Here is a 24,596-nt window from a genome sequence, read left to right on the forward strand (position 1 = left end):
CAGCGGACCGACACGGCGTCGGCATCGGACTGCGCCCTCGACCGCACCACCCGCCGGCATCCTTTGCTCTGCTTCAACAGAGGAAACAGCCGATGTCCGATTATCGGACACGTGGTGTTGCGTGGATTGAAGCAGAGCAAAGGCAACAGAACAGGTCCGTCGGCCCGTCGCAGCCGTCCGCCGTCCGAGGGCGCTACCAGGGGTACGCCGTCAGCGCCGCCCGTACAGGAAGCGCAGTGCGTTGGCGGATCGGAGCTTGTCGCGCTGGGCGTCGGTGAGGAAGTCGGCCGCGTCGACGACCGCGCCGGCCGGCCGCTCGCCCAGCGGGTAGGGGTAGTCGCTGCCGACCAGCACCCGGTCCTCCCCCATGGTGTCGACAAGCAGCCGCAACGCGGGTGGCGCGAAGACCACCGAGTCGACGCTGAACCGGTCGACGTAGCTGCTGGGCGGGGCGGCGGACGCACCACGGACCAGGTCGCCCCGGCGGTGCCAGGCGTTGTCGGCGCGGCCGAGCCAGAACGGAAAGCTCCCACCGCCGTGTGCGAAGCAGATCCGCAGCGTCTCGGGCACCCGGTCGAAGACCCCGCCCAGGATCATCGCCAGCACCGACAGGTGTGTCTCGGCCGGCATCCCGGTGAGCCAGCGGGCCATCCAGCGGTCCAGCCGCGGGCCGCCCGGCATGTCCCACGGGTGGACGAAGACGGGTGCGCCCACCTCGGCACAGTGCGTCAGGAAGGTGACCACCCCGGCGTCGTCCAGGTCCCGGTCGCCGACGTGGTTACCGATCTCGACACCCACGTGCCCGGCGGCCAGGCTGCGATCCAGTTCGGCGCACGCGGCGTCCGGGTCCTGTAGCGGCACCTGGCAGAACGGCACCAGTCGGTCGCCGCCGGCCGCGGTGACCTTCAGGGTGAGGTCGTTGAAGATCCGGGCGACCTTCACCGCCTGGTCGGCCGGACGGTCGTAGCTGAAGAAGACAGGCGTCGGTGAGACCACCTGCACTGCCACGCCGTCGGCGTCCATGTCGGCCAGCCGAGTCGAGGCGTCCCAGCACTCGGCGCCGACCGGGCGGAACTCCGTCTCCCCCACCATGATCATGGCGGCCCGCTCCGAATCGACACGCAGCCACGGCCAGCCGGACCCACCGCACGCCGCGCCGAGGTCCGGCCACCCCTTCGGTACGACGTGCGTGTGCACGTCGACCACGCCTGCTGACATCAGCCCTTGCCCGGGTGCAGGGTGCCGCAACTCGCGCAGGTACGCGCCGCCTCGTCGGCGTAGAACGCCTGGAACACCGGCGGCAGGTCGGCGGCGATGTCGCGGACCTGCAACTCCACCTCGTGGACCTTGTTGCCGCACTGCGGGCAGTACCACTGGAACGTCTCCAGCGTGCCCTCCTCCCGGACCCGCTCGACGACCATGCCGATGGAGCCGGCCTCGGGGCGCTGCGGCGAGTGCGGGGTGTTGCGCGGCAACATCCACATCTGACCCTCGCGCACGTGCACCGTACGCGGCCCCTCCGGGGTCATCAGATTGATGTGCATGTTGCCCTTGACCTGGTAGAAAAACTCCTCGTACGGGTCCACGTGGAAGTCGGTGCGCTGGTTGGGCCCGCCCACCACCATCACGATGAAGTCGTCCCCGCCGGGGAACATCTCCTTGTTGCCCACCGGTGGCTTCAACAGGTGCTGGTTGTCGGCGATCCAGCCCGGAAAGCTGAACGGTTCGGCGATCTCACTCACGACTGACCTCCCGAGGGAAGAAGGGCCACGGCCTGGATCTCGATGAGCAGGTGCGGGTGCGGCAACTGGTGCACGGCCACAGTGGTGCGGGTCGGCCCGGACGCGTCGAAGAACTCCGCCCACACCTCGTTGTAACCAGCGAAGTCGTTCATGTTGACCAGGTACGACGTCACCTGCACGAGGTCGGTGAGCTCCGCGCCGACAGAGCGCAGCAGATCGCCGATGTTCTCGATCACGGCCCGCGTCTGCACCCGGATGTCGAGGTTGGTGGTCCCGAACTCGTCGACAGCGACACCGGCGAAGCTGTTGTCCGGCCGCCGCGAGGACGTACCGGAGACGAAGACGAACCCACCCGCCACCTTGACGTGCGGAAAAGCCCCTCGCGGGACGGCCTTCCCGGCCACCACCCGCGCGGTCACGGCGACGCCCGAAGTGCGGCCGTGCCGAGCTTCTCCACTACCGCCCGCACGTGCGCGCCGGGACGCAGCGGAACGGCGGCGGTGGCGGCACCGGCCAGGAAGACCCACCCGGACTGCAACCGCACACCGTGCCGGCCGGCCAGTCGGATGCCCTCGTCGAGCGCCCGGCGCGGATCACCGAGGATCGCCGCAGTCGAGCCGACCTGGGCGACCCGCCCGTCGACCTCCAGCAGCACGCCCAGGTTGTCCAACCCGTCGGGCACCGGCGACCACGGCCCGATCACGAACGCGGCGGCGGAGGTGTTGTCGGCGATCACGTCCGGCAGCGAGAAGCGGAAGTCCGCGTACCGGGAGTCGATCAGCTCGATGGCCGGGGCGACAGCACGGACCGCGCTGGCGAAGTCGCCGACCGGCTCACCCGGCTCGGGCAGCCGGTCCAGCAGGAACGCCACCTCCGGCTCGACCCGGGGGTGGATGTACGCGGCGCTGTCCACCACGCCACCGTCGGGCACCCGCATCGCGTTTGTCAGCCGCCCCCAGATCACCTCGTCCACGCCGACCTGGGCCATCTTCGCCCTGCTGGTCAGTCCCATCTTCAGCCCGACCAGCCGCTCACCCGCGTCGACGCGGCGTTGCAGCAGCGCGGCCTGCACGGCGTATGCGGCGTCCACGTCCAGGCCGGTCTCGGCGGCGAGCTGCGGAATCGCGGTGGCGGTGGCCGCTGCCACACCCAGTTGCTCGGCGATCCCTGCGACGTCCGGTCCGATCATGAGGGCTCCTTGCCGGCCAGGTCGAGTGCGACGTCCACGATCATGTCCTCCTGGCCGCCGACCATCCGACGCCGGCCCAGCTCGACAAGGATCGACCGGACGTCCACGCCGTACTTCGCGGAGGCCCGCTCGGCGTGCCGCAGGAAGCTTGAGTAGACGCCCGCGTACCCCAGGGAGAGCGTCTCCCGGTCCACCTGGACCGGCCGGTCCTGCAACGGGCGGACGATGTCGTCGGCGGCGTCCATCAGCGCGAACACGTCGCACCCGTGCTTCCAACCGTGCAGCTCGGCGACCGCGACGAAGACCTCCAGCGGGGCGTTGCCGGCGCCGGCGCCCATGCCGGCCAGCGAGGCGTCGACACGGACCGTCCGGCCGTGGGGTGCGTCGGGGCCGACCGGCGCGGAGCCGGTGATCCGGCCGTGTTCGACCGCGAGGACGCTGTTGGCGACGCCGAGCGACAGGTTGTGGTGGGCGTGGATGCCGATCTGCGTCTGCGGGTCGAGGACCTGCCGGTACGCGTCGACCCGCTGCGCAACGTCGGACATCAGCAGCCGACCACCGGAGTCGGTGACGTAGACGCAGTGCGCACCGTACGACTCCATCAGCTTGGCCTGCCCGGCCAGCCCGGCCGGATCGTTCATGTGCGACATCATCAGGAAGCCCGACACGTCCATGCCGTTCTCCCGGGCCCAGGAGATGTGCTGGGCGGAGATGTCCGCCTCGGTGCAGTGGGTGGCGATCCGCACACTTGTCACGCCGAGCGCCTGCGCGGCCTTCAGATCGGCGATCGTGCCGATGCCGGGCAGCAGCAGGGTGGTGAGCTTCGCCGTGGTCAGCGCCTCGGCGGCTGCGGAGATCCACTCGGCGTCGCTGGCCGCGCCGTGACCGTAGTTGACGCTGGAACCGGCCAGCCCGTCGCCGTGCGCCACCTCGATGGCGGCCACCCCGGCGGCGTCCAGCGCGGCGGCGATCGTGCGCACCTGGTCGACCGTGTACCGGTGGGCGATGGCGTGCATGCCGTCGCGCAGCGTCACGTCCTGGATGTACAGGTCGGTCATGCCACCGCTCCCGTCGAGCGCAGGGCGACCAGCCGCTCCGCGGTACGCAGCGCGGCGGAGGTCATGATGTCCAGGTTGCCGGCGTACGCGGGCAGGTAGTGCCCGGCACCGGAGACCTCCAGGAAGACCGACACCTGCAACGCGGTGAGCTGCCGCCCGAGCGTCGGCACGTACGCCTGCACCCGGTCGAACTGCACGTCCTGCTTGAGCCGGTAGCCGGGGACGTACTCCTGGACCGTCGCCACCATGTCGGTCACCGAGGCGGCGATGGCATCGGTGTCCGCGTCGGCGTCCGGGCAAAGGCAGTAGACGGTGTCGCGCATCAGCAGCGGCGGGTCCGCCGGGTTCAGCACGATGATCGCCTTGCCCCGCTCGGCCCCACCGACCACCTCGATGGCCCGGGCCGTGGTCTCGGTGAACTCGTCGATGTTGGCCCGGGTGCCCGGCCCGGCGGACTTCGAGGCGATCGACGCGACGATCTCCCCGTACGCCACCGGGGTGACCCGGCCGACGGCGGCGACGATCGGCACCGTTGCCTGCCCGCCGCAGGTCACCATGTTGACGTTCGGCTCGTGCAGGTGCTCGTCGAGGTTGACCGGCGGCACGACGTACGGGCCGAGCGCGGCCGGGGTCAGGTCGATCACCGTGCGGCCGTGGGCGCGCAGCACCTCGTCGTGGCGTCGGTGCGCGCCGGCCGAGGTGGCGTCGAAGACCAGCTCGACGTCGGCGAACTCGGGCATCGCGACCAGCCCGTCCACGCCGTCGGCGGTGGTGGCCACGCCGAGCCGACGGGCCCGGGCCAGCCCGTCGGAGGCCGGGTCGATGCCGGCCATCGCCACCATCCGCAGGCTGTCGCTCAGCCGCAACACCTTGATCATCAGGTCGGTGCCGATGTTGCCGGACCCGAGCACCGCCACACCGACGCTCATGCCGACACTCCGCTTCGCTCCATGCCGCCCTGAGCGTCGACACACCTGCGCCGATGATTCGCTCGCTGACGCTCACTCATGACGACACTCCGCTTCGCTCCATGCCGCCCTGAGCGTCGACACACCTGCGCCGATGATTCGCTCGCTGACGCTCACTCATGCCGAGACCTCCTTGCTGAAGCAGGTGCGCACCGAGCCGAGCCCGGAGATCCGTGCCTCGTACGCGGCCCCCGGGGTGACCGGCACCATCGGGCCGAGCGCCCCGGAGAGCACCACGTCCCCGGCGCGCAGCGGGTCACCGGCGCGGGCGAGCGTGCCGGCCAGCCAGTGCAGCGCGTGCAGCGGGTTGCCGAGGCAGGCCGCGCCCGCGCCCACCGAGACCGGCTCACCGGCGTGCTCGAGCACCATTCCGCACAGCCGCAGGTCGACGTCGGCGAGTCGGCGGGGCGTGGTGCCGAGCACGAAGAGCCCGCTTGAGGCGTTGTCCGCGACGGTGTCCACTATGGAGATGTCCCAGCCGGCGATCCGCGAGTCGACGATCTCGATCGCCGGCAGCACGTGATCGACGGCGCGGATCAGGTCGGCAGTGGTGATCTGCGGGTCGGCGAGGTCCTTGTCGAGCACGAACGCGATCTCCGCCTCGACCCGCGGCTGGAGCAGCCGGTCGATCGGCACCTCGACCCCGTCGCCGACCGCCATCGCGTCGGTGAGCATGCCGAAGTCCGGTTGGAACACCCCGAAGGTCTCCTGCACCGCCCGGGAGGTCAGCCCGATCTTCGCGCCGACCCGGCGTTCGCCGCGGCCCTGCCAGGCCCGCGCCTGGAGTTGCTGCACGCGGTACGCGGACTCGACGTCGCCCTCCGGCAGCAGCCGCCCGCGCAGTGGCGGGCACGGCTTGCCGGTGCTGCGGGCGTCGGCCAACTCCCGGTTGGCGGCCTCGATGTCAGCTTCCACGCCCGCTCCCTCGCTACGGCTCACGACAGGTCCACGCAGACGTTCGTCAGCTCGGAGTAGAAGTTCAGCGAGTGCACGCCGCCCTCCCGACCGATGCCGGACGCCTTCACCCCGCCGAACGGGGTACGCAGATCACGCAGGAACCAGGTGTTGACCCAGACGATGCCGGCGTCCAGTCGGGCACCGGCCCGGTGTGCGACACCGACGTCCCGGGTCCACACGGTGGCCGCGAGGCCGTACTCGGTGCCGTTGGCCAACGCGTACGCCTCGTCCTCGGTGTCGAACGGCGCCACGTGCACCACCGGCCCGAAGATCTCCTCGCGGTTGGTGCGGGCGTCCGGGCCGAGCCCGGTGAGCACCGTCGGCTGCACGTACGACCCGCCGTCGCGGGCGTCGCCGAAGGTGGGCGCGCCGCCGCCGGTCAGCACCTCGGCGCCCTCGGCGCGGGCCAGCTCGTACGCGCCGAGCACCTTCGCCCGGTGCTGGTGGGAGATCAGCGGCATGGTGGCGGTGGCCTCGTCGGTCGGCCAGCCGTACGCCAGTTCACCGGCCCGCTTCGCCAGCCGGGCGGTGAACTCCTCGAAGACCTGACGCTGCACGTAGATGCGTTCGGTGCAGAGACACACCTGCCCGCCGTTGGTGAAGCTGGACCGCACCGAGCCGGCCACCGCGGCGTCCAGGTCGGCGTCGGCGAAGACCAGGCCGGCGTTCTTGCCGCCCAACTCGAAGCTGACCGCCTTGACCCCGTCGGCGGCGGCCCGCATGATCGCGCCGCCGGTTGCCGACTCGCCGGTGAAGGTGATCGCGTCCACCCCGGGGTGGCGGGTGAGGAACTCCCCCGCCGAGTCCGGCCCGAACCCGTGCACCAGGTTGAACACACCCTCCGGTACGCCCGCGGCGGCCATCACCTCGGCCAGCACCGTCGCCGAGGCCGGCGTCTCCTCGCTGGGCTTGACCACCACGGCGTTGCCGCAGGCCAGCGCCGGAGCGACCTTCCAGGTGAGCAGCAGCAGCGGCAGGTTCCACGGCACGATGACCGCGACCACGCCCACCGGTTTGCGCAGCGCGTAGTTGAGCGCCCGGCCGCCGGTCGGGGTGACAGTCGTGAACGACTCGGTGGGCGCGGTCGCCACGATCTCCGCGAACGCCCGGAAGTTCGCCGCGCCGCGCGGGATGTCGAGCGTGCGGGCCTGGGCGATGGACTTGCCGGTGTCGGCGACCTCGGCGGTGACCAGGTCGTCGAAGCGGCGCTCCAGCTCGTCGGCGACCCGGCGCAGCACCTCGGCGCGTTCCCGCTCACCCATCCGGCCCCACGGCCCACGCAACGCCGCCCGGGCGGCGGCCACCGCGTCGTCGACAGTGGACTTCGACGCCTCGACCACCTCGAAGACCTGCTCCCCGGTGACCGGGCTGGCCTTGGCGAACGTCGTTCCGCCGTCGACGAACTCGCCGCCCACGAAGTTGCGCAACCGGTGCGGGCCACCGGGCGCGTGGCCGGCCATCAGTCGTGGTTCCCAGGTGCCGGTCATGCGCGCCTCCCTCGGCTCAGTGCCGCACCGATCGCGCCGACCAGCAGCAGCGCGGCCCCGCCGACGACCGCCCCGAGCACCCGGTGCTGTCGGCGCACCCGGCGGCGCACCTGCGCGTACGGGGTGGTGGAGAACGACACCAACTCGTACTGCGAAACGTACCGGCCGGGCAGGGCCCGTTCCAGTGCGTGCTCCACCCGCCGCCGGGTCTGGAAGACCGGCGAGGCGACCTTGTCCCGCATCTCCACGAAGTTGGTGAGTGCCATCGTGGCGATGGCTTCGGCGTTCTCCTGCCGGCGTCGCTGGAACAGCGGGAGCGCCGCCAACCAGTCGTCGGCGCACTCGTCCAGGCAGCGGTCCAACTCGACAACGTCCTCGAACGCGCAGTTGGCGCCCTGACCGTAGAACGGCACTATCGCGTGCGCCGCGTCGCCGAGCAGACCGACCGTGCCGAACACCTGCCACGGTGCGCAGCGGACAGTGCCGAGCACGCCCACCGGGTTGTGCTGGTAGTCGTCGACAAGGTTCGGGGCCAGCGGGACGACGTCCGGGTAGTGCTCGGCGAAGTGCTCTTCGATCTCCGCCGGGCCGGTCAGCGCGGCGAAGCTGCCGGGGCCGTCGTTCGGCCAGAACAGCGTGCAGGTGAAGGAGCGGTCCGGGTTCGGCAGAGCGATCATCATCGAGGTGCCGCGCGGCCAGATGTGCAGGGCGTCCGGGTCCAGGGCGAAGTCCCCACCCAGCGGCGGGATCGTCAACTCCTTGTAGCCGTAGTCGAGGAAGTCCACGCGCTCGTCAAGCAGCCCGTACCCGAGCAGTTGCCCGCGCACCGCGGAGCCGGCGCCGTCGGCACCGAGGACGACCGACGCCTTCGCGGCGACCGGACCCTGCGGGGTGTCGAAGCTCAGCGAACCGTCGGTCGGGTCGAGCCCGACCAGCCGGTGGTCGAAGACGACCCGCACCCCGGGCAGCGCGGCGGCCTCGTCCAGCAGGGCGTTGTTCAACGCGCCCCGGCTGATCGAGTTGATCGCCCGGTCGCCGGCCGCGCTGTACGGCTGGAACTGCTGCTCCCCCACCACCGGGTGGATCATCCGACCCCGCATCGGCAGCGCGTCGCTGAGCACCTGCTCGGCCAGCCCGATGCGGCGCAGCGCGTCCAGGCCCCGCTCGGAGAGCGCCAGGTTGATCGAGCGCCCCCGCTCGGCGGTGCCGTCGCGCGGGTCGGCGCGGCGCTCGTAGAGAGCCACCGGATAGCCCCGCCGGGCCAGGAAACAGGCGGCCAGGCAGCCGGCCAGCCCGGCGCCGATGATCGCGATCTCGTCGCGTCGCGCGGTCACGGGTTGACCTGCCCGACAGTCGCCGCCAGCGCGGCGGCGGCCCGCCAGCAGTCGAGGTACGTGGAGTAGAGCGGCACCGGGGCGAACCGCACGACGTCCGGTTCCCGGGCGTCGGCGATGACGCCGTGCTCGTACCGCAGGCGTTTGGTCAGCTCGGCGGCGCTGCCGGCGCCGATGCGCACCGAGAGCTGGCAGCCCCGCCGGGCCGGGTCGCGCGGGGTGACCACCCGCAGCGGCCGGCCGACGACGACCTCGTCCAGCAGCGACTCCAACCAGCCGGTGAGGCGCTGGCTGCGCGCCCGCAGCGCCGGCATGCCGACCGTGTCGAACAGCTCCAGCGAGGTACGCACCGGACCCATCGCGAAGATCGGCGGGTTGGAGATCTGCCAGGCCTCCACGGTGGCCGGTGGGCGGGACACCGCTGTCATCTCGAACCGGGTGGCCGCTGCGGTGCTCCACCAACCCTCGAAGCGGGGCAGGTCCGGATCGCCGAGGTGCCGCTCGTGCACGAACACGCCGGCCAGGGCACCGGGTCCTGCGTTCAGGTACTTGTAGGAGCACCAGGCGGCGAAGTCGACGTCCCAGTCGTGCAGGGCCAGCGGCACGTTGCCGACAGCGTGGGCCAGGTCCCAGCCGACCACCGCCCCGGCCGCCCGCCCGGCAGCCGTGATCGCCGGAATGTCCAGCAGCTCACCGGTGAGGTAGTTGACCCCGCCGAGCAGCACCAGTGCCACCCGGTCCCCCTCGGCGGCCAGGTAGTCGGTCACATCCTCGGTGCGCAGGGCGTCCTCACCGGCGCGCGGACGCAACCGGACCACTGCCTCGTCCGGGTCCAGGCCGTGGAACCGGGCCTGGCTGCGCACCGCGTAGCTGTCCGAGGGGAACGCCGCGTCCTCGATGACGATGCGGGTGCGGACGCCGGCCGGGCGGTAGAAACTCACCATCAGCAGGTGCAGGTTGACGGTGAGCGAGTTCATCACCACGGTCTCCGCGGGCCGGCCGCCGACAAGTCGGGCGGCCGGCGCGGTCAACAGCTCGTGGTACGGCAGCCAGGCGCGCTCCGCCTCCAGGTGCCCCTCCACGCCGTGTCGGGCCCAGGCGTCCAGGTCGGCGAGGAGTTCGTCGCGGGTGGCCCGGGGTTGCAGGCCGAGCGAGTTTCCGGCCAGGTACGCCGCCTCGGGGTGGTCGCCGCCATCGGCCGGCGGCACGTGGAACAGGTGCCGGTGGCCGGGATCGGCCTCGTCCCGGCGCTGCGCTTCTTCTTGAGGGGTGTGCATGTCTCGCTCTCCGGTCACATCGCGGTACGGGCCGACCACAGCTCCGGGAAGACCACCCGGGACATGCTGCGCTGCAGCCACGCCAGTCCGGCGGAGCCGCCGCTGCCGACCTTGGCGCCCATCGTCCGCTGCACCGCCTTGACGTGGTTCCAACGCCAGTCGCCGAACTCCTCGGCGACGCCGCTGAGCGCCTCACCGAGCAGGCGCAGATGGTTGTCCGGGCCGGTGTCAGCGTAGATCCGTACCCAGGCCGCCTCGACCGACGGCTGCGGGTCGTGCTCCACCGCCACATCCCGGTCGAGCAGGTCGGCGGGGAGGTCGAAGCCGCGCCGGGCGAGCAGCGCGACCACGTCGTCCCAGAGGCTCGGGGTGGCCAGCGCGGCGCTCAGCGCGCCGTGCACCTCGGCCTGTCGGCGGAACGGCCTGATCAGAGCCGGGTCGCGCAGCCCGAACAGGAATTCCAGGTGGCGGTACATCGCCGACTGGAAGCCGGAACCCTCGCCGAGCAGGTTGCGGAACCTGTTGAAGTCGGCCGGCGTCATCCAGCGCAGCCCCTGCCAGGCCGCGTTGAGCCCCTCCAGGTGCAGCTTGGCGCGGCGCAGCGGGGCCAGCGCGTCCCAGACCTGGTCGGCGCGGAGCAGGCGCTGGGTCTCCCGCAGCTCGTGGCAGGTCAGCCCGAAGTACAGCTCCATGATCTGGCTGACCATCAGGAAGGACATCTCGCCGGGGTCGTCGCTGAGGGGCTGCTGAAGCTGGTGCAGCGCGCTGGCTCGCACGTACGCGTCGTAGGGCACCAGGTCGGCGAACTCCAGGGTCGGCTCGCCGCCGTTGCGCGCGGCCCGGGCGGCCCGCTGTCGCGGGGTCACCGGCCGCACCGAGGCGGGGCGGTTCGGCACCCGCCGCTCCGTCTGATCCACCAGTCGTCTCCCTCCCCCGGACCTGTCGACGTCATGATCTCGCGGCCGGATCGGCCTGCGGAATGCCGGATCAACGGCGCTCGCGGCATTGTCTTGGCAAACCGAAGGCAACTAGGCGAGATCAGTTCACGAAAGTAAGGTCTGAGCGTGGACGACATGGACTGGGCGCTGCTGCGCGAGTTGCAGGCCGACGCGCGGCTCTCCTTCAGCGAGTTGTCCCGGCGGGTGCACCTGTCCCCGCCGGCCGTCGCGGAGCGGGTCCGCCGGCTGGAGGAGGCCGGCGTGGTGACCGGCTACCACGCCCACGTCGACCTGACCCGAGCCGGGCGCACAGTTGTCGCGCTGATCCGGATGTCCTGCTACGGCGCGCGCTGCATCCTGCACGACCCGGCGGTGGCCGACTGGCCGGAGATCCTGGAGATCCACCGGATCACCGGCGACGCGTGCAGCATGCTCAAGGTGGCCGCCGGCTCGATCGGCGACTTCGAGGCGGTCATCGACCGGCTCGCCCCGTACGGCCAGCCGTCGAGCACGATGGTCCTCTCCTCCCCGCTCGACTGGCGACCGATCACCTCGCTGCCCAGCCCCCGCCGCGGCTGACCCGGGTTTGGCCCCGAGCCAGCGGGAAAGCAGCGCCGTGCCTAGGTGACGCCCGTCCTTCCGTCCGGAGTGCCGCCCTGCGGCGCGGAGGCGGAATGAGGGGCGTTGGGTTCCGGCGGTCGTCGCCGGTTGGGGGGAAATCATGCAGGCAATCCGCACGATCAACCGCGCGCTCTCGTCCGCACTGACACTTGTCGCGCTGGTCGGGGCGTTCGTCCTGATGTCGGTGGCGCCGGCACGTGCCGGCGAGAACATCTTCGTCGAGGTGACACCGAACAGCGTCCAGGCCGGCAGCCGGGTGAGCATCAAGGCGAGCTGCGACAACGACAACAACAACAGGCAGTCCAGCGTGCACTCCGACGCGTTCGGGCCCGTGACGCTCAAACCGGACAAGGGCTTCCTGACCGGGCAGGCCACGATTCCGCGCGACAAGGCGGCCGGCGACTACCCGGTCGACCTGCGCTGCGAGAACGGCGAGACGTCGTCGACCATGCTCACCGTGCTGAACATGGCCTCCCCCAGTAAGGGACCGGCGACCGGCGGCGGCGGGACGGCCGGCGGCCGGGGCACCGGCTCGTTGCTGGTGCTCGGCGGCGTGGCGCTGGTCGCCACCGCTGTGGCGCTCGGGATGGCGGGCGGCCGACGTCGGACCGGAGCCGGCTCCTGAGCCGGGTGACCCATGACCCGCGATGCCGCGCGTGCGCGGCGGGACCGCGATGCCGCGCGTGCGCGGCCGGACCGCCGTACCCGCTTCCAGGCCGGGACGCTGCTGCGCGCCTCCGGCCGGCTGGTGGCCCGCGCCTCCGGCCGGCTGGGTCGGGTCGCCGGGCAGGCCGGGTCGGCAAGTGTCGCCACCCCGGATCCGGCCGCCGCCCCACTGCCGCCGCGCCAACCGACCGGACCGCTGTCGTTCCGACCTCGTTTCGGTACCGGACCGGGGCTGCCGGTGCTGGCCATCGCGGCGGTGATGGTGCTTATCGTCGCGATGCTCGGCGTCGAGCAGGTGACCGGGATGAGCCTGCTACCGGACCGGCTCAGCGCCGGGTTCCGACCGCCGCCGAAGAAGTTCCCGGTGTTGCCGGCCAGCCGCCCGACCAGCCTCGCCATCGAGAAGATCGACCTGCGGGCACCCGTTCACGACGTGGGCATCGCCCCGGACGGCACCATCGCGGTGCCGGACGCGGCCCGCGCCCAGGAGGCCGGCTGGTACGACCAGGGACCGACCCCGGGTCAGTACGGCCCGGCGGTGATCGTCGGGCACGTCGACACCACAAGCGGGCCGGCGGTCTTCCACGGTCTACGCGAACTGCGTGACGGCGACCAGATCGAGGTCACCCGCACCGACCGCAGCGTGGCGGTCTTCGAGGTGAACTCGGTGGAGAAGTTCGACAAGGGCCGGCTGCCGGTGGACGAGGTGTACGGCGACTTCAGCCACCCGAGCCTGCGACTGATCACCTGCGGCGGACAGTGGGTCGGCGGCGAGACCGGCTATTCGGACAACGTGGTGGTGTTCGCCTCGCTGATCAAGGCGCGGGACGGTGGTTGAGCGGCGTCGAGGTAGTCGGCGAGTCGGGCGGCCCCGGTGAGCATCGCCCGGCCGCGCTCGGTCAGCCGGGCCCGCCACCGACTCAGCGACGCCGCGAGCGGTTCGGTGCCGCCCGCACCGCGCACCTGACGCAACACGCCCGCGATGTGGTCGAGCCGGTACCCGCCGCGGCGCAACAGGTGGGCCAGCTCAGCATCGCGGACGTCGTCCGGAAGGTAGACCCGGTAGTGGGTCGCCGGATCGCGCCCCGGTCGCAGCACCCCGGCCCGCTCCCACTTGCGCAGCGTGGCGGGTCGGACACCGAGGCGGTGCGCCAGCACGCTCACCGACACGGGCTTCCGGGTCTGCGGTTGCGGCCGCGTCGCGGTCAGTGCCACCACCGCCGTCTCGACCGCGTCCAGGGTCTCCCGGTCGCGCTGGAGCAGAGCATGACCCTTGTCGATGGTGCGCAACGCCGCGTCGGTCTCGCCCCGGTTGACGGCCCGCATGATCTCGCCGCTGGCCGCGTAGCCGTGACCGGCGACCAGCGCGAGGTAGGCACTCAACGCCTTGGCGTGCGTCTCGGTGAACCGGCGGTAGCCGTTCGGTGTGCGCTGCGCCGGCGGCAGGACGCCGTCTCGTTCGTAGTTGCGCACCGCCTGCGCGGAGAGACCGTGCACACGCGCGAGGTCGACCGGACGGCGTACCCCATGGTTTGAAGGTTTGTTGGTCGGCACCCGTGCTCCATCGCTGCTGAGTCTCAACCGCTGGTTCAACGATACGGTTTATGGAATGCCAGCTTTTCTCGACCTGCTCGGGGTGTCCCCGGAGCTACTCGCGCTCGGTGAGCCGACGCACGGCGAGCCCGCCTTCCTGCAACTGCGTAACGACGCCTTCATGTCGCTGGCGGCGCACGGCTACCTGTCGATCGCGCTGGAGAGCGACCGGGCGGCCGGGCTGGTCGCCGACGCGTTCGTGCAGGGCGACGCCGCAGTGCCGCTCGAACGGGCGCTCGCCGAAGGGTTCAGCCACGGGCTCGGCGCCGCCCCGGCCAACCGCGACCTCCTGGTGCGGATGCGCGAGTGGAACGCGGGACGACCACCCGCCGAACGGCTGACGTTCCACGGCTTCGACGCGCCGTTGGAGTTGGACAACGCCCCGAGCCCGCGTCGCTATCTCACCCAGGTCTGTGACTTCCTCGGCCTCGACCGATCCGCCGAGATCGACGACCTGGTCGGGGCCGAGTCGCGGTGGGCCGACCCGGCCGCGGTCTGGGAGCCGGGCCGGTCGGTGGGGCGCTCGAGCGACGCCCAAGCACTGCGGGTGCTCGCCGACGACCTGCTTACCGAGTTGTACCTGCGGGCGCCCTCGCGGGCCGCGGGCTGGCCGACGGCGCTCGTGCACGCGACGTCCGCGGTCGCGGTGCTGCGCTACCACGCCGCGGCCGCCGCACCGCTGGCGCAGGAGGAACGCTTCGTCCGCCTGGCCGCGGTCCGGGACGCGCTGATGGCCGAGAACCTGCTCGCGATCCGATCCGTCGAGGCCCACCGTGGGCCCACACTGGTCTTCGGGCACAACACGCACCTGCAGCGCCAGCCGGGCACGATGACGCTTGCCGCAACGGAGGTGTCGTGGGCCGGCGCCGGCGCGATCATCGCTACGCTGCTGGCCGACCGGTACGCGGTGATCGTCGGCAGCCTGGGCGCGAGCCCGGCGCTCGGCATCGAGGCGCCCGCCGCGTCGACCTATGAGGGCAGACTCCAGCAGGACACGGGCATCCCCCGGTACGTGCCGGCGTCCGGCATCGCACCGGCCGAGCGGCGGACGCACGACTACCGCTACTTCCCGCTGGACCGAACCACCATCGAACACGCCGACGTGGTCCTGCACGTGCCGACCGGCGTCGACGCGGCAGTGCTCGCCGATCGGATCGTCGCGCTGGCCGGCGTCGAGCAGGTAGTGGCGAGTGCGGAGAACGGATCACCCGAGGCGGCCTGGGGCGACCGTTTCTTCTTCGTCGGCCCGGATCGCCGGCAGCCGTTCGCCACAATCGTCGAGCAGGACGTGCCCGGCTTCGACGAGGCCGCCCAGTTGGACCGCCCTGGTGTCTTCCGGCTCAACCTGGACCTGGGCCGGGACGAGTTCGAGCGACTCTTCGGCTTTCCGCCCAAGGCGTTCGAGGACCACCGGGACGAATTCGACTTCGCCCGGCTCGACACCCTCACCCCGCACCCCGGCTACGCGCTGCACGGCTTCGCGAGCATCGTCATGCCCGGTCCGCAACTGCTGCCCGAGATCGACCGGCTGCTGGCGGTCGCACACGGACGAGCAGTCGAGCGCGCCGCACGCAAGGCAACCCGCAAGCAGCGCTGAGGCAGCAACCCCGAGGGCATCGCACCCGGGCAGCCGCACCAAACGGCACATCCGGGCTGGTCAGCCGCCGCTGGCGGAGTCAGGCGGCGGCTTCCGGCTCCCGCAGGTCCAGCCAGTCGGCCCAACGGGGATCGGGGGCGCGGTGCCCCAGCACCCGCCAGGCGGTGCCCTTCGGCGCGGCGGGCAGCGCGTGCAACCGCCACCCCATCTCCGCCGGCGTCTTGTCGCCCTTTGTGTGGTTGCACCGGGCGCACGCGGCGACCACGTTCTCCCAGGCGTGCCGGCCGCCCCGACTGCGGGGGAAGACATGGTCGATGGTCTCGGCCGGGCCTCGGCAGTACGCGCACCGCCACCCGTCCCGGGCGAAGATCGCCCGCCGGGACAGCCCGACGTGGGTGCGGTACGGCACGCGGACGAAGCGGGTGAGCCGGACCACGGAGGGCACCGGGAGCGCGTCCCGGGCGCTGTGCAGGATGCCATCGCCGTCGGCGACACAGACAGCCTTGGCGGAGAGGACGAGAATCGCGGCGCGACGCACCGACACGACACACAGCGGCTCGTAGGTGGCGTTGAGGACCAGAGCGCCAGAGCCCACCGTGGGTCGTATGTCAGGCATCGCGATCACCCTCCCGGTTCAGCGGCTGCTGCGCACCGCCGTCGACCGAGCGCGGGCATGACCACCCACACGGTCGACGCCGGGCCGATCACCGACGTCCGTTGCGCCAATAGTCCCTGATCGGACCCCGGATTGCACGTACTAATCTCTTACGTGGTAGAGGGATCATGAACAATCGCTCACATCCGCGGCCCGAGCTGGGCGAACCTTGCCGTTGCCTGACAGTGGTTGACAGCCCTTGCCAGCCTCAGTTGTGCCGGATCTGTGCCCGATGATCTTCGGGCCGCCCCGCTGCTGCTGCGCCCTCAAGCCATCCCGTCGGCCTTCGTCCGCACACCGTGGAGTGGGTGGGGCCTGCCCGGTCAAGGTGGAGCACACCACCGTCTGAACGACCTTGACCGGGCAGGCCCCATCCGCTCGGCTCTGCCCGGACGGAGGTTGTCGGGATGGCGCCCACCATCCCAGAGCGCCCGAGCGCCCCGCCGGGGGCGTACCTCTTGGACCTTCTGAATGGCGTTAGCGCAGACGGGAGTTCGAACTTCCGAGGTCACGTGCATGCAAGACCGGCCGTCAAGGGAGCCCGTCCACCAAGAGGAAACCGGCCGCATTATCGAGTAGAGGTTCCACTGCTATGGATGTATCCTGTCCGGCTGCCTACTTGCTGGAGGCGTCCGATGCAGGAAGAATCGATCTTGTTGCAGTTTGTCGATGCCCGCATTAGCGAGATTGGACGACCGGAGGATGTCGACATCGACAGCCTCATGGAAGAGGCAGTCTCTCTCGCCGACGAGCTGGTACCTACTCAGATGAAGGCAGTCAGGGAGAGGTCGGCATCTCGTGTGACATGGCGGCGTAGAACTGGACATACGGTACGCCGCAAGATTCACCGTGACCGGAAAGAAGTTATTGACGCATACGACCATCTATTAGCGACTAGCGAAGAAATTCACTCCCGCGCGATCGACAACATGGTGCGCAAATGGAAGCGCGACAATCCGTCTGGACCCCGGAAAGCCTCCACCAAGTCTGGCATAGATGACGCCCTGACCGGATCAGATCTTAAGATGTTCGTGTTGCTAAGCCTCTTTGGGCGGGCATGCAAAACAGGTTCCGAAGTTGGACACCTAGCTTTCGGGGGATTTTCAGACGGTGCTACGGCCAGGCTGCGAACGCTGTACGAGCTTGTGATGATCCAATGCGCCCTGGCCATCGCGCCGTACGAGGTTTGCGAACGCTATCAGGCATACGCAACGATCGAGTATCTGGCAGATCTAAAGGAGCAGCGGAGATACAAGGAGGCTCGATCCCTAGCCCTGGATGAAGTCGACACAGAGATTGCGGAGATTGAAGCTGGGGCCAGGAAGCTGTTCCTTCAGTATGGGCGAGAAATCCGACGCCCTTTCGAGTGGGCTAGGCCGTTATTCCGCAGCCCTATAGGTCGCATAACATTCTCCGACCTCGACAGACACATCTCGGGTCACGGGTGGAGGACGATGTACCTCACAGCTAATCACCTCATCCACGCCGGATCTTTCGCCACCGTGAACGGGTTCGACGTAAGCAAACGCTATCTGAACTCAACCAGAGCCGCGCTCGACGATGACGGGCTGCTCTTCGTAATACAAGGTTCAGCCGCGCTGATCGAACTAGCCACTGAGGTCTTCTGTCGGCAGTTTGCCTGGGAGACGGGCGACCCCGACGAATGCCTTTCGAATAAAGCGGTGAAGGAAGCAGCACGGGCAGTCGTCGCAGCTGCCGATTCAGAACCTCACCAAGTTTAGTCCAGCCCGAACCGGCAGATCTCTAACGGCATTCAGGGATTGGTCGTTTAAGATAAAGCCCCGTGCTGCCGATCCAAGCGGCCCGGGGCTTCTCGCTGTGCCCCGTCGCGCCGCCGGCGGGCTATCACCGATCGCGCTGTGGCCGAAGGCCTAAGGCGCGAGCGGCGGGCCACCGGCCCGGCCCAGGTTCGACGGCGCGAGCGGCCTGCGAAGCGGGCCGCCTTGATCTCGTACAGAAAGTTCTCACAGGGGCACTACTTAGGCCAGACCACACCTAGTCAGCGGCTACCCCGGCACGCCGATCCGTAATAGAATACGGGTGGCCGAAAAAGAGTACGGCTAGAGTTGCGTACACAAGTCGTAACTCTCGGTTGACCAGGGAGGTTGGCTGCATGTTTGCACTAGTAGTGCGATTCGATCTCAAAGACGAGGAGAGCGCGCAAGCGTTTGACGCGCTTGTCGCAGAGACTGGGATTCAGATCCGTGCCCAAGAACCGGGGACGCTGATCTACGCCACGCACTCTGTCGAGGGGGAACCGCTCGCCCGAGTCTTCTACGAGTGCTACGCAGACCGAGAAGCATTCGAGGCGCACGAAGTGCAACCTCATGTCATCCGTTTCCACAAGGAGCGCGAACCGTACACACAGGACGCGCGGGTTGAGTTCCTAGCGCCCGGACCTAGCAAGGGCCTTGGTTCACTAGATGCCTGACAGCAATGAGCAAGGTCGACTTATAGCTAGGCGACGGCAAAAGCGTGGACTCTCTCAGCGTGAGTTCGCCGAGATGATCGGCCGGTCTGAGGCTTGGCTTTCGCAAGTCGAGCGAGGGGTACGGTCGATCGATCGGGTCTCCATCTTGGAGCGGATTGCGGGTGCGCTCGGCATCCCGATGGCCGAACTAGCCCCGGGCACTGCGGATCCGGAGAGCGCCGAGGTTCCCTCGGCGGCTGCTGCCCTACGCTCGGTGCTAAGCACCAGCTACCTCATGGCCGCGATTCTGGGCAAGGACCGAGAGCTTCCCCTACCCAAGACGGCCGAGCGAGCCGATCTGTGCTGGACATACGCGCATGCCGCCCGTTACGAGGACCTGGCCGAGTTGCTGCGGGGCCTACTGCCGGATCTGGAGAGAGCAACACGATCCGCCAAAGGCGAGGCGCGAAAGACGTACCTCACCGAGCTAGCGTCGACCTACCACGCCCTCTCAGCCGCACTGTCGAAGCTTGGTCAGCATGAAGCGGCCTGGGTCGCAACCGATCGGGCGTTGCTCGTTGCCGAGCAGGTCGGAGACCCGCTATTGGTCGCCGCTGGAACGTTCCGCCTTGCGCTGGTCTTTCAGGGCGGACGGCAATTCGAGCAAGTCATAAGCGCTGCATCGTCGTCTGCGGCAGCGCTTGAGTCCGAGGCGTCGGCGGACAAGCCTGCGGCCGTGTCGCTGTTCGGCGCGCTGAATCTTCAGCTCGCTGTGGCCTCTGCGCGGATGGGAGACGATCAGAGGGCTCACGAGTATCTCGGAGTAGCGCGAGAGTCAGCCCAGCTCCTTGGGGTCGACCGCAACGATTACGAGACCGAGTTTGGGCCCACGAACGTCCAGCTACACGAGGTCGCGGTGGCAGTCGAACTCGGCGACGCCGGTTCTGCGCTCCGGACGGCGGAGCGGATCGACCCGTCCGGCCTTTCGTCCGAGCGGCAGGCTCGGCTCCTCATGTATGTGGCGCAAGCATGGACTCAGCGCCGCAGAGTCTCTGAGGCGGTCGATGCGCTTGAGCAGGCCGAGGCGCTAACCCCCGAGCAGGTCAAGGGACACCCGGTGGTCGAGACGATGGTTTCCGACCTTCTACGGATGGAGCCCACCCCTTCTGACCGACTGGCAGCCTTGGCACGCCGCGTAGGAGTGGCCTAGCTACCGTCACATGTTCCAAGCTGCACCGAAGGGCGTCCCACAACGGGGCGCCCTTCTTCGTACCAAGATTCAGATCGATGACCCGTACTGAAATACTAGACACGTACTTTTGTACGGGCTAAGCTGAACCCATCGAACACGGGCAATCGCTCAAGGTGAGCGAGCCCTAGTTGAAGGGAGTCAGTCATGGGACGTCTGCTGCTGGACACCTCGCGGGTGTCGTACGAGGTCGCGGTGAACCCGGTTCCGAAGCTGGACCAGACGGGTCAGCAGAAGTTCGACCGGGAGACGAAGCAGCCGATGTGGGCGGTGCAGCTCTACGCCCTGTCGGAGGGAAGCGCGGAGGTCATCAACGTGACGGTGGTCAGCCCGGTGATGCCGGCGGTGGCTGTTCGTCAGCCGGTGGTGCCGATGGACCTGGAGGCGCTGCCCTGGGTCAACGACCGGGACGGGAAGGTCCGCTCCGGTGTCGCGTTCCGGGCCTCGGCGCTGACCGCGATGGAGACCGCCGCCGTCTAGCGGCCGGTGTTCCTGTTCGGCTCCACACGAGGTGAAGAGGTGGACACGGGGTCGCCGTTGATTGGCGTCGTCTGCGACCCCGCGTCCTGTCCAACAAGGTCCCTACTAGGGAGGACTTGTCGTGTCCAAGTCTAGCCAGAGGTCCCCGTTCGGCTGGTCGAACCGTGGGGGTCAAGTCACTGTCATCGAAGCGCCGGTTGCCCGCTCGTACCGTCGTCGGGCCACCATCGCGTTCTGGGTCACCCTCGGTGTGGTCGGCCTCCTGGCCGCCACGGTGGCCTCTGAGTACATGCACCCGATCCTGGGTGGCCTTCTCGGCGTCGTCCTCGGCGCTGTCCTCGGCGCGGTGCTGTTCGCGCTGATCGTGGCGTGGCCGGTCCTGCGGGTCTTCTGGCACTGGCTGCCGGAAATCGTGCTCGGTTTGGCCGCCGTCTACGGCTGGACCACGCTGATGCAGTCGACCCCGCTGTGGGGCTCGCTGCTCATCGTCGCCCTGGTCGTCGGCGTCCCCGCCGCCATCAGCCCGGTTCGCCGCCGGGTCATGGCCTGGATGTGGTGCCTGATCGTGCGGCACCGGCTGCGGTTGTGCTTCGCGGCGTTCATCGCCACCAACCGGCACGGCTCGCTCCCGCTGATCCTGCTCGCCAAGCCCACCCCGGCCGGTGAACGGGTGTGGGTGTGGCTGCGCCCCGGTCTGTCTCTGCGGGATCTGGAGCAGGACGGGCAGGTGCAGAAGCTGGCCGTGGCGTGCTGGGCCAACGAGGTCCGCGTCATGCGCGCCGGTCGCAAGTACGCGGCGCTGATCCGTATCGACATCACCCGCCGCGAACCTCTGGCGCACACGATCGTGTCGCCGCTGCCGGACTACGTCCCCACGGACATCCCGGCCAACGCCCCCACCTCACCGGGCATGCCGCCTGTCGGCCTGGACCTGCCCGACGTGCCGGACCAGCCGGCCACCGCATCACCCGATGCGCCACGCCAGCGCAAGCCGCGCAACCCCACCACCCCTACCGCGAGCCCGACCGGGTTCGACCCCTCCGACTACGCCTAACCAACGGGACGGCGCGGACCAGGCACCCCTGGCGGGTCAAGCGTCCGCGCCCCCTTCCCATCCCCCACCCGCTGTGACACGTACGTGTCAACCGACCCCGGGAGCCCTGCCATGGACCTCACAGACACCATCGAACTGCCCCCGCAACCGGATGCACCGCAGACGGTGCCGGTCGGCGCGGGCCTGTCCATCTTCGACCCGGTCTTCCTCGGCATCGACGAGTTCGGCCACCCGGCCTACCTGCCGATGATCTACCGCAACATCCTCATCGGCGGCGAGCCCGGCGCGGGCAAGTCGAGCCTGCTGAACACCATCGTCGGACACGCGGCTCTGTGCCCGGATGTGCGGCTGTGCCTGCTCGACGGCAAGCAGGTCGAGCTGGGTTTGTGGAAGGACGCCGCCGACGTGTTCGTCGGCCCGGACATGGGCCACGCCATCCGCACCCTTCGCCGCGTTCAGGTGGTGATGGACAACCGGTACTCGTTCCTGCTGGCCCGGCGTCGCCGGAAGATCGGCCCCAACGATGTATTCGGTCAGATCCTCGTGGCCTGCGACGAGATCGCCTACTTCTCCGCCACCGCCGGGGACAAGAAGGACCAAGACCTGTTCGCCGCGCTGCTGCGCGACATCGTCGCCCGGGGCCGCGCCGTCGGCATCATCGTCGCCGCCGCCACTCAGCGCCCGTCCTCGGACATCATCCCGCCATCGCTGCGGGACCTGTTCGCCTGGCGGTTCGCCGGCCGCTGCACCAACGACGTGTCCTCCGACATCGTCCTCGGGCACGGCTGGTACGCCCGCGGCTTCTCCTCCAACAGCATCGACCCGAACAACCAGGGCGAGGGCTACCTCATCGCCGAAGGCGGCACCCCCACCCGGGTCAAGGCCGCCTACATGACCGACGCCGACATCATCCGCGTCGCCGACTACGCCACCTGGACCCGCCGCCGCAGCGGCCTCGCTGCCCCCGCCGACCTGCCGGCTGCGGCATGAGCACCACGACCGCTACCCCGACCCGCGTCCTGGACCTCGTGCTCGTCGGGACCGGCGAAGACATCGCCGCCCTCACCGTCATCGCCCGCCAGTCGGGCGCCCTGGTCTACCGCTCCGCACCCGCTCGTGTCAGCGACGGCAGGCAGCGGGTGATTCTCCGGCTCCACCTGCACCACCGATAGAAGCGGCCGACAGACCGGCCAAGGCCCTGGAAAAGCTGCCCGGTCTGCCGACCCAACCACCGCCCACGAAAGGACGTGGCCGCCATGAACCCTACCCAAAAACAGCCCACCACCCCCGCCGCGCTGGCCGACCTGACCCCGGCCGACATCCTGCGCTGCGCCGCCCGCTACCTGGAGATCCGAGGCTGGATCCAGGGCAGCTACTACGACTGGACCACCGAAACCGCCTTTCCGCCGGCCTGCGTGACCGGCGCTATCGGCATGGCTGTCTACGGCGACCGCATGGCCGTCCTGCTCGGCAACGCCGAATGCGACAGCACCTTCCGGCACCTGGCCGACTACCTGTGGCGCGACGGCCGCACCCCCGAACACAACTACTACGGCGCGCTCTGCTCCTCCGACCGGGAAATCGTCGCCGACTTCAACGACCACGCCGGCCACACCCTCGCCGACATCCTCGACATCCTCCGCGACGCCGCCGCCGACTACGACTGGACCCACGCCGCCGAGGACGACCTCGAAACCTACGCCGACGCCTGCGTGTGGGCTGAGAAGAACCCCACCCGTGCCGGCTTCCTCGCCTGGCGGGCCGCCCGATGAGCACCGTCACCGCTCTGCCGACCGGCAACGTTCACGCCGTCCTCGACCGCGCCGCCCTCTACCTGGGCCGCTACGGCTGGACCCCCACCGGCCTCTACGACACCCACGACGCCTGCCCGGCTCAGTGCGCGTGTCACCGGACCGGCACCTACCCGGCGTCGATTCTCGGCGCGATCCGGGCTGCCGTGTTCGGCCGCCCGCGCTGGTACCTGACCGGCATCACCGACGCCGACCAGCGCACCTACTCGGCGGCCGTCGAGTGGTTCAACACCTACCTCATCGCCGTCGGTCACGCCGGCCTGCACGCCCCGGTCTTCGACTGGGAAACCCTGCCCGGCCGCACCCCGGCCGACGTCATCGAGGCGCTGTGCGCCGCCGCCATCGCCTACCGCAAACACACCATCCGGAGGGCCGCCGCATGAGCACCGCCGCCCACACCCCCGACCTGACACGTACGTGTCAAAACCCTGTCTCCACCGCCGCACTCGTCGCCGCACTGGAAGCCGCCTGGTCGGCCATCCGCGCCCAGCACTCCGACGTTCCGGCCGCTGTTCTCGTGGTCGGCTCCGGCTCACCCACCAAGCCCAGTCAGGGCATGAAATGGGGCCACTTCGCCGCCCTGCGCTGGCAAGCCGGCGAGCAGCAGTTGCCCGAAATCCTCATCTCCGGTGAAGGGCTCTCCCGCGAACCGGAAGCCGTGTTCACCACGCTCCTGCACGAAGCAACCCACGCCCTCGCCGACGTGCGAGGCATCCAGGACACCTCACGGCAGGGCCGCTGGCACAACAAGAAGTTCGCCACCCTCGCCGCCGAACTCGGCCTGTCCACCACCAAGGACGACAAGCTCGGCTACTCGCCCTGCACCCTGACCGACCTCACCCGCGCCCGCTACAAGGCCACCATCGCCGGCCTTGCTGAGGCGCTGCGCTTCTACCGCCACCCCGAACCGACCGGGGAAGGCAAGACCCGCACGAACAACAACAACGGCGTCTCGTGCGAATGCGAGTGCCCCCGCAAGCTGCGGATCTCCACCACGGCCTTCGAGGAAGGCCCGATCGTCTGCGCCCTCTGCTCGGCGGCGTTCCTGCCCGAGGACATCGACCGCGACACCTACGAACACCCCACCTTCACCACCGGCAACCCAGCCGGCGACGACGACCAGGACCAGGCCGACGACGACTCGGAGGACCCGATGGTGTTCTACGACCCGACCGGCGAGCGCTACGGCCTGCCGACCTACCCCTTCAAGTTCGCCCCCGACGGGCTGCTGACCCGCCGGCAACTGCGTACCCGCAACCTGCGCCCCGGCGGCCAAGACCCCGCCGCGCAAATCATGTGGCGTCGCGGCAAGCGCGTCGCCTACCTGTTCCGCCTCGACCTCGCGATGCCCAAGCGCACCGCCACCCCCGCCCAACGGGCGGCCATCGACAAGGCGCTCACCGCGCGGCGTACCTGCCCCGACTGCGGCCAGGTCAAGCCCTACTACATCCCCCGCCGAACCGGCACCTGCCTCGACTGCGACTAGCCG

General features: G+C 69.7%; 27 protein-coding genes. 14 read left to right on the forward strand and 13 right to left on the reverse strand.

Annotation, left to right across the window (positions count from 1 at the left end):
• Positions 1 to 210 precede the first annotated feature (210 nt).
• The 11 genes from AB0B85_RS13380 to AB0B85_RS13430 form a co-directional block, all read right to left on the reverse strand.
• On the reverse strand, positions 211 to 1,218 hold the full coding sequence (locus AB0B85_RS13380; RefSeq protein WP_357406820.1) for an amidohydrolase family protein: 1,008 nt from the start codon (positions 1,216 to 1,218) through the stop codon (positions 211 to 213).
• Positions 1,218 to 1,742 (reverse strand): 3-hydroxyanthranilate 3,4-dioxygenase, encoded by a 525-nt coding sequence (locus AB0B85_RS13385; RefSeq protein ID WP_357406822.1) that lies wholly within the window; start codon positions 1,740 to 1,742, stop codon positions 1,218 to 1,220. Before AB0B85_RS13385 ends, AB0B85_RS13380 begins: the two co-directional genes overlap by 1 nt.
• Positions 1,739 to 2,161 (reverse strand): RidA family protein, encoded by a 423-nt coding sequence (locus AB0B85_RS13390; protein ID WP_357406824.1) that lies wholly within the window; start codon positions 2,159 to 2,161, stop codon positions 1,739 to 1,741. The genes AB0B85_RS13385 and AB0B85_RS13390 overlap by 4 nt, the downstream gene beginning before the upstream one ends.
• Complete coding sequence (locus AB0B85_RS13395; protein WP_357406826.1) at positions 2,158 to 2,931, reverse strand: fumarylacetoacetate hydrolase family protein; 774 nt, start codon at positions 2,929 to 2,931, stop codon at positions 2,158 to 2,160. Before AB0B85_RS13395 ends, AB0B85_RS13390 begins: the two co-directional genes overlap by 4 nt.
• The gene (gene dmpG / locus AB0B85_RS13400) at positions 2,928 to 3,989 is read right to left on the reverse strand and encodes a 4-hydroxy-2-oxovalerate aldolase (protein ID WP_357406828.1); all 1,062 of its coding nucleotides are present in this window, start codon (positions 3,987 to 3,989) and stop codon (positions 2,928 to 2,930) included. Before dmpG ends, AB0B85_RS13395 begins: the two co-directional genes overlap by 4 nt.
• Entirely contained in the window at positions 3,986 to 4,918 is a 933-nt protein-coding gene (locus tag AB0B85_RS13405) for an acetaldehyde dehydrogenase (acetylating) (protein ID WP_357406830.1), read from the reverse strand. The genes dmpG and AB0B85_RS13405 overlap by 4 nt, the downstream gene beginning before the upstream one ends.
• 156 nt (positions 4,919 to 5,074) lie before the next feature.
• Positions 5,075 to 5,872, reverse strand: a complete 798-nt coding sequence (locus AB0B85_RS13410; protein WP_357406832.1) for a fumarylacetoacetate hydrolase family protein — start codon at positions 5,870 to 5,872, stop codon at positions 5,075 to 5,077.
• Between the two features lie 20 nt (positions 5,873 to 5,892).
• The gene (locus tag AB0B85_RS13415) at positions 5,893 to 7,374 is read right to left on the reverse strand and encodes a 2-hydroxymuconic semialdehyde dehydrogenase (protein ID WP_357407093.1); all 1,482 of its coding nucleotides are present in this window, start codon (positions 7,372 to 7,374) and stop codon (positions 5,893 to 5,895) included.
• 23 nt (positions 7,375 to 7,397) lie between these two features.
• Entirely contained in the window at positions 7,398 to 8,735 is a 1,338-nt protein-coding gene (locus tag AB0B85_RS13420) for an NAD(P)/FAD-dependent oxidoreductase (protein ID WP_357406834.1), read from the reverse strand.
• Entirely contained in the window at positions 8,732 to 10,012 is a 1,281-nt protein-coding gene (gene kynU / locus AB0B85_RS13425; protein ID WP_357406836.1) for a kynureninase, read from the reverse strand. The genes AB0B85_RS13420 and kynU overlap by 4 nt, the downstream gene beginning before the upstream one ends.
• Before the next feature lie 14 nt (positions 10,013 to 10,026).
• Positions 10,027 to 10,929: a tryptophan 2,3-dioxygenase family protein gene (locus tag AB0B85_RS13430; RefSeq protein WP_357406838.1), complete on the reverse strand. Its 903-nt coding sequence runs from the start codon at positions 10,927 to 10,929 to the stop codon at positions 10,027 to 10,029.
• A 147-nt stretch (positions 10,930 to 11,076) separates the two neighbouring features.
• Between AB0B85_RS13430 and AB0B85_RS13435 the strand changes: the two genes are divergently transcribed.
• The 3 genes from AB0B85_RS13435 to AB0B85_RS13445 all read left to right on the forward strand — a co-directional run bounded on the left by AB0B85_RS13435 (position 11,077) and on the right by AB0B85_RS13445 (position 13,075).
• The gene (locus AB0B85_RS13435) at positions 11,077 to 11,529 is read left to right on the forward strand and encodes an Lrp/AsnC family transcriptional regulator (protein WP_357406840.1); all 453 of its coding nucleotides are present in this window, start codon (positions 11,077 to 11,079) and stop codon (positions 11,527 to 11,529) included.
• A gap of 142 nt (positions 11,530 to 11,671) precedes the next feature.
• On the forward strand, positions 11,672 to 12,196 hold the full coding sequence (locus tag AB0B85_RS13440; protein WP_357406842.1) for a hypothetical protein: 525 nt from the start codon (positions 11,672 to 11,674) through the stop codon (positions 12,194 to 12,196).
• Positions 12,197 to 12,298: 102 nt separating this feature from the next.
• Complete coding sequence (locus tag AB0B85_RS13445) at positions 12,299 to 13,075, forward strand: class F sortase (protein ID WP_357407095.1); 777 nt, start codon at positions 12,299 to 12,301, stop codon at positions 13,073 to 13,075.
• Here the strand turns inward: AB0B85_RS13445 and AB0B85_RS13450 are convergent.
• Positions 13,018 to 13,791 carry a TioE family transcriptional regulator gene (locus AB0B85_RS13450; protein ID WP_357406844.1) on the reverse strand — a complete coding sequence of 258 codons (774 nt, stop codon included), beginning with the start codon at positions 13,789 to 13,791 and terminating at the stop codon, positions 13,018 to 13,020. The two genes, AB0B85_RS13445 and AB0B85_RS13450, sit on opposite strands and share 58 nt — an antisense overlap.
• A gap of 55 nt (positions 13,792 to 13,846) precedes the next feature.
• Here AB0B85_RS13450 and AB0B85_RS13455 point away from each other — a divergent pair, with 55 nt between their 5' ends.
• Positions 13,847 to 15,427, forward strand: coding sequence for a DUF6194 family protein (locus tag AB0B85_RS13455; RefSeq protein WP_357406846.1), 1,581 nt, complete (start codon positions 13,847 to 13,849; stop codon positions 15,425 to 15,427).
• A 79-nt stretch (positions 15,428 to 15,506) separates the two neighbouring features.
• Here AB0B85_RS13455 and AB0B85_RS13460 read toward each other — a convergent pair whose 3' ends face one another.
• A complete protein-coding gene (locus AB0B85_RS13460) occupies positions 15,507 to 16,043 on the reverse strand; it encodes an HNH endonuclease (protein WP_030333470.1) in 537 nt (178 codons plus the stop codon).
• Positions 16,044 to 16,717: 674 nt separating this feature from the next.
• Between AB0B85_RS13460 and AB0B85_RS13465 the strand changes: the two genes are divergently transcribed.
• The 10 genes from AB0B85_RS13465 (at position 16,718) to AB0B85_RS13510 (ending at position 24,593) form a co-directional block, all read left to right on the forward strand.
• Positions 16,718 to 17,824: a DUF5677 domain-containing protein gene (locus tag AB0B85_RS13465; RefSeq protein WP_357406848.1), complete on the forward strand. Its 1,107-nt coding sequence runs from the start codon at positions 16,718 to 16,720 to the stop codon at positions 17,822 to 17,824.
• Between the two features lie 392 nt (positions 17,825 to 18,216).
• Positions 18,217 to 18,534, forward strand: a complete 318-nt coding sequence (locus tag AB0B85_RS13470) for an antibiotic biosynthesis monooxygenase (protein WP_357406850.1) — start codon at positions 18,217 to 18,219, stop codon at positions 18,532 to 18,534.
• A complete protein-coding gene (locus tag AB0B85_RS13475; protein ID WP_357406852.1) occupies positions 18,527 to 19,723 on the forward strand; it encodes a helix-turn-helix transcriptional regulator in 1,197 nt (398 codons plus the stop codon). The genes AB0B85_RS13470 and AB0B85_RS13475 overlap by 8 nt, the downstream gene beginning before the upstream one ends.
• Positions 19,724 to 19,909: 186 nt before the next feature.
• Positions 19,910 to 20,242: a hypothetical protein gene (locus tag AB0B85_RS13480; protein WP_130406273.1), complete on the forward strand. Its 333-nt coding sequence runs from the start codon at positions 19,910 to 19,912 to the stop codon at positions 20,240 to 20,242.
• A gap of 121 nt (positions 20,243 to 20,363) precedes the next feature.
• On the forward strand, positions 20,364 to 21,296 hold the full coding sequence (locus AB0B85_RS13485; RefSeq protein ID WP_357406855.1) for a hypothetical protein: 933 nt from the start codon (positions 20,364 to 20,366) through the stop codon (positions 21,294 to 21,296).
• Between the two features lie 111 nt (positions 21,297 to 21,407).
• Positions 21,408 to 22,286 carry an FtsK/SpoIIIE domain-containing protein gene (locus AB0B85_RS13490; protein ID WP_357406857.1) on the forward strand — a complete coding sequence of 293 codons (879 nt, stop codon included), beginning with the start codon at positions 21,408 to 21,410 and terminating at the stop codon, positions 22,284 to 22,286.
• Complete coding sequence (locus tag AB0B85_RS13495) at positions 22,283 to 22,468, forward strand: hypothetical protein (RefSeq protein ID WP_357406859.1); 186 nt, start codon at positions 22,283 to 22,285, stop codon at positions 22,466 to 22,468. The genes AB0B85_RS13490 and AB0B85_RS13495 overlap by 4 nt, the downstream gene beginning before the upstream one ends.
• Positions 22,469 to 22,552: 84 nt before the next feature.
• A complete protein-coding gene (locus AB0B85_RS13500; protein WP_357406861.1) occupies positions 22,553 to 23,068 on the forward strand; it encodes a hypothetical protein in 516 nt (171 codons plus the stop codon).
• Complete coding sequence (locus tag AB0B85_RS13505) at positions 23,065 to 23,490, forward strand: hypothetical protein (protein WP_357406863.1); 426 nt, start codon at positions 23,065 to 23,067, stop codon at positions 23,488 to 23,490. The genes AB0B85_RS13500 and AB0B85_RS13505 overlap by 4 nt, the downstream gene beginning before the upstream one ends.
• 770 nt (positions 23,491 to 24,260) lie before the next feature.
• The gene (locus tag AB0B85_RS13510; protein ID WP_357407097.1) at positions 24,261 to 24,593 is read left to right on the forward strand and encodes an RRQRL motif-containing zinc-binding protein; all 333 of its coding nucleotides are present in this window, start codon (positions 24,261 to 24,263) and stop codon (positions 24,591 to 24,593) included.
• The last annotated feature ends 3 nt before the right edge of the window (positions 24,594 to 24,596 follow it).

Source organism: Micromonospora sp. NPDC049044, from assembly GCF_040649215.1.
Lineage (GTDB): Bacteria > Actinomycetota > Actinomycetes > Mycobacteriales > Micromonosporaceae > Micromonospora.